The organism is Actinoplanes sp. NPDC051633, from assembly GCF_040681735.1.
GTDB lineage: Bacteria > Actinomycetota > Actinomycetes > Mycobacteriales > Micromonosporaceae > Actinoplanes.
In genome coordinates this window covers 1-4,310 of record NZ_JBFAZH010000679.1, presented here as the reverse complement: position 1 = coordinate 4,310, position 4,310 = coordinate 1, and the positions used below count along the sequence as shown (strand labels likewise).

At 70.8% G+C, this 4,310-nt stretch carries 3 protein-coding genes and 1 pseudogene; all 4 read right to left on the bottom strand.

Translation table 11 applies throughout. The annotated features are described in order from the left end of the window. Window positions 1-1,469, bottom strand: a 1,469-nt coding sequence (gene carB, locus AB0M20_RS29575) for a carbamoyl-phosphate synthase large subunit (RefSeq protein ID WP_364303598.1), incomplete at its 3' end; no start/stop codon positions are given. Window positions 1,470-1,473: 4 nt separating this feature from the next. Further along, the gene (gene carA, locus AB0M20_RS29570) at window positions 1,474-2,580 is read right to left on the bottom strand and encodes a glutamine-hydrolyzing carbamoyl-phosphate synthase small subunit (RefSeq protein ID WP_364303597.1); all 1,107 of its coding nucleotides are present in this window, start codon (window positions 2,578-2,580) and stop codon (window positions 1,474-1,476) included. Continuing rightward, window positions 2,577-3,839, bottom strand: coding sequence for a dihydroorotase (locus AB0M20_RS29565; protein WP_364303596.1), 1,263 nt, complete (start codon window positions 3,837-3,839; stop codon window positions 2,577-2,579). Before AB0M20_RS29565 ends, carA begins: the two co-directional genes overlap by 4 nt. After that, a pseudogene (locus AB0M20_RS29560) lies at window positions 3,836-4,310 on the bottom strand (aspartate carbamoyltransferase); the annotation flags it as partial. The gene AB0M20_RS29565 and the pseudogene AB0M20_RS29560, both read right to left, overlap by 4 nt.

The following is a 4,310-nucleotide window of genomic DNA, read 5'->3' as shown; positions in this document are numbered from 1 at the left end:
CGCTTGGCCCGGCGCAGCAGCGGCAGATCCAGGACCGGCGCGTCCAGGATGTCCGAACGAAGGTCCACCAACGCCTTGATCTCGTCGAGGAACCAGGGGTCGATGCCACCCGATGCCTCGTGGACCTGCTCGACGGTGGCGCCCAGCCGCAGCGCCCGCTCCACGGTGTAGAGCCGGCCGTCGTGCGGCACACGAAGAGCGTCCAGGGTCGCTTCGAGCGAGACGTCGGAGTCGGGCACCGTCCAGAAGCCGGCCGCCGACGTCTCCATCGACCGCATGGCCTTGTTCAGGGCCTCGGCGAAGTTCCGGCCCAGAGACATCGCCTCGCCGACCGACTTCATCGTGGTGGTCAGCTCGGCGTCGGCGCCCGGGAACTTCTCGAACGCGAACCGCGGGATCTTCACCACCACGTAGTCCAGCGCCGGCTCGAAGGCGGCCGGCGTCTTGAGGGTGATGTCGTTGGGGATCTCGTCGAGCGTGTAGCCGATGGCCAGCTTGGCGGCGATCTTCGCGATCGGGAAGCCGGTCGCCTTGGAGGCCAGCGCGGACGAACGGGACACCCGCGGGTTCATCTCGATGACGACCAGCCGGCCGTCGCTCGGGTTGACCGCGAACTGGATGTTGCAGCCGCCGGTGTCCACGCCGACCTCGCGCAGCACGGCGATGCCGAGGTCGCGCAGCTTCTGATACTCCCGGTCGGTGAGCGTCATGGCCGGCGCGACGGTGACGCTGTCGCCGGTGTGCACGCCCATCGGGTCGATGTTCTCGATCGAGCAGACCACCACGACGTTGTCGTGCTTGTCGCGCATCAGCTCGAGCTCGTACTCCTTCCAGCCGAGCACGCTCTCCTCGATGAGCACCTCGTGCACCGGCGAAGCCGCCAGGCCGGCGCCCGCGATGCGCTCGAGATCGTCTCGCGTGTGCGCCATGCCCGAGCCGAGGCCGCCCATCGTGAACGACGGCCGGATGACCACCGGCAGGCCGAGTTCCTCCACTGTCTCGTAGACGGAGGACATGGAATGGCACACCCGCGACCGCGGCGTCTCGCCGCCGGCCTTGGCGACGATGTCCTTGAACAGCTGCCGGTCCTCGCCGCGGCGGATCGCGTCGATGTTCGCCCCGATCAGCTCGACGCCGTACTTCTCCAGCACCCCGCTCTCGTGCAGGGCGACCGCGGTGTTCAGCGCGGTCTGCCCGCCGAGGGTGGGCAGGATCGCGTCCGGCCGCTCCCGGGCGATGACCAGCTCGACGAACTCGGGCGTGATCGGCTCGACGTAGGTCGCGTCGGCGAACTCGGGGTCGGTCATGATCGTCGCCGGGTTGGAGTTGACCAGCGAGACGCGCAGCCCCTCGGCGCGCAGCACCCGGCACGCCTGGGTGCCGGAGTAGTCGAACTCGCAGGCCTGGCCGATGACGATGGGCCCGGAGCCGATCACCATCACGTGTTGCAGATCGGTGCGCTTGGGCATGCCGTCAGCTCCGCTTCTCGACGAGTTCCACGAAACGGTCGAAGAGGTAGTCCGCGTCGTGCGGGCCGGCCGCCGCCTCGGGGTGGTACTGGACGGTGAACGCGGGCACGTCACGCGCCCGCAGCCCCTCGACCACGTCGTCGTTGAGGCACACGTGGCTGACCTCGACGCCGCCGAAGTCGGTGTCGATGACGGTGTTGAGCGGCGCGTCCACGGCGAACCCGTGGTTGTGGCTGGTGACCTCGACCTTCCCGGTGGTCTTGTCGAGCACCGGCTGGTTGATGCCGCGGTGGCCGTAGCCCAGCTTGTAGGTGCCGAAGCCGAGCGCCCGGCCGAGGATCTGGCTGCCGAAGCAGATGCCGAACAGCGGAACCCGCCGGCGCATCACCTCCTGCGCCAGGGCGACGGGGTGGTCGGCGGTGGCCGGGTCGCCGGGGCCGGGCGAGAAGAACACGGCGTCGGGGCTCACCGCGAGCAGGTCCTGCACCGAGGCGGTGGCAGGGAAGATGTGCGTGGTGACGCCGCGGGCGGCGAGCCGGCGGGCGACGTTGCGCTTGATGCCCAGGTCGAGCGCGGCGATCGTGTAGCGGTGCTCGCCGTCGGCGCCGACCGTGTAGAGCGACGGCGTGGTGACCTGGGCGGACAGGTCGGCGCCGGTCATCTCCGGCTGGGCCAGGACGCGCTCGCGAACCGACACCGGGTCGAGGTCGATCGTGGAGACGCCGGCCCGCATCGCGCCGCGCGAGCGGAGGTGCCGGGTCAGCGCCCGGGTGTCGATGCCGGAGATGCCGACCACGCCCTCGGCCGCGAGCCGCTCGTCGAGCGAGGCGGTGGCCCGCCAGTTCGAGGGCCGGCGAGCCGGGTCGCGCACGACGTAGCCCGCCACCCAGATCTTCGACGACTCGTCGTCGTCGGGGTTGACCCCGGTGTTGCCGATCTGCGGCGCGGTCTGCACGACGACCTGCCGGTGGTACGACGGATCGGTCAGGGTCTCCTGATATCCGGTCATGCCGGTGGTGAACACGGCCTCGCCGAACGTCTCACCCTCGGCGCCGTAGGACTGCCCGGTGAACGTGCGCCCGTCCTCGAGCACCAGGATCGCTGCGGTCATTTGGTGGCCTTCCCGTCGAGAACTGTCGGCTGACCCCGGAGGAAGGTCGCGACGATGCGACCGGGCAGAACCGTGCCGGCATAAGGCGTGTTGCGGCTGCGAGAGGCGAACGAGGACGAGTCGACGGCGTGCCGTGCGCTCGGGTCGACCAGGGTGAGCGACGCCGGCCGGCCGGCGCCCAGCCGGCCGTGCCCGGTCAGGCCGGCGATGCGCGCGGGAGCGGTGGACATCCGGTCGGCGATCAGCTCCCACTGCTCACCCAGCACCGAGAGCACGACCGGCAGCGCCGTCTCCAGCCCGACCATGCCGGGCCGGGCGTACGCCCACTCGCACTCCTTGTCCTCCACCGCGTGCGGCGCGTGGTCGGTGGCGACGATGTCGATCACGCCCTCGATCAGCCCTGAGCGCAACGCCTCGACGTCGGCGGCGGTGCGCAGCGGCGGGTTCACCTTGAACACCGGGTCGTAGCTGGCGGCCAGCTCGTCGGTGAGCAGCAGGTGGTGCGGCGTGACCTCGGCGGTGACGCGTACCCCCCGCGCCTTGGCCTGGCGCAGAACCTCGACGGACCCGGCGGTGGAGACGTGGCAGACGTGCAACCGGCTGCCCACGTGCTCCGCCAGGAGCACGTCCCGGGCGATGATCGCCTCCTCGGCGACCGCCGGCCACCCGGTCAGGCCGAGTCGTGTGGACACCTGGCCCTCGTGCATCTGCGCGCCCTCGGTGAGCCGCGGCTCCTCGGCGTGCTGGGCGATGATGCCGTCGAACGCCTTCACATACTCCAGCGCGCGGCGCATCAGCCGCGGGTCGGCGACGCAGTTGCCGTCGTCGGAGAAGATCCGCACTTTGGCCGCGGAGGTGGCCATCGCGCCCAGCTCGGCGAGCTGCTTGCCGGCCAGCCCGACGGTGACCGCGCCGATCGGCTGCACGTCGACCAGCCCGGCCTCGCGGCCGAGGCGCCAGACCTGCTCGACGACGCCGGCGGTGTCGGCGACCGGTGACGTGTTCGCCATCGCGCAGACCGCCGTGTACCCGCCGGCGGCCGCGGCCCGCGAGCCGGTCTCGACGGTCTCCGCGTCCTCGCGGCCGGGCTCGCGCAGGTGGGTGTGCAGGTCGACCAGGCCGGGCAGCGCGACCAGGCCGCCGGCGTCGATGACCTCGGCGTTCGACCCGGGGCCGTCGACCAGGATCCCGTCCCGGACGAAAAGATCCGTCGGTGCGGCGCCCAGTACGGACGCACCCTTGATGACGTACGAGGTCACGCTTTTCCTCCGAGCAGCAGGTAGAGAACCGCCATCCGGGCGCTGACGCCGTTGGCGACCTGTTCGACGATCGTGGAGCGGCTCGAGTCGGCCACCTCGGGCGCGATCTCCATGCCCCGGTTCATCGGACCCGGGTGCATGACGATGGCGTGCTCCGGCAGCCTCCTCATCCGCGGCACGTCGAGTCCGTAGCGGCGGCTGTACTCCCGCGCCGAGGGAAAGTAGGAATCCTGCATCCGCTCGGTCTGGACCCGCAGCATCATCACGACGTCCGCGTCGGGCAGGACGCTATCCAGGTCGTACGACACTTTCGTGGCCGGCGAGAGGGCGGCCGCCACGTCGATCGGGATCAGCGTCGGCGGGCCGACCACGGTGACCTGGGCGCCGAGCGTGGTGAGCAACAACACGTTGGATCGCGCCACCCGGCTGTGCAGGACGTCGCCGACGATGGCCACGTTCAGCCCGTCGAGC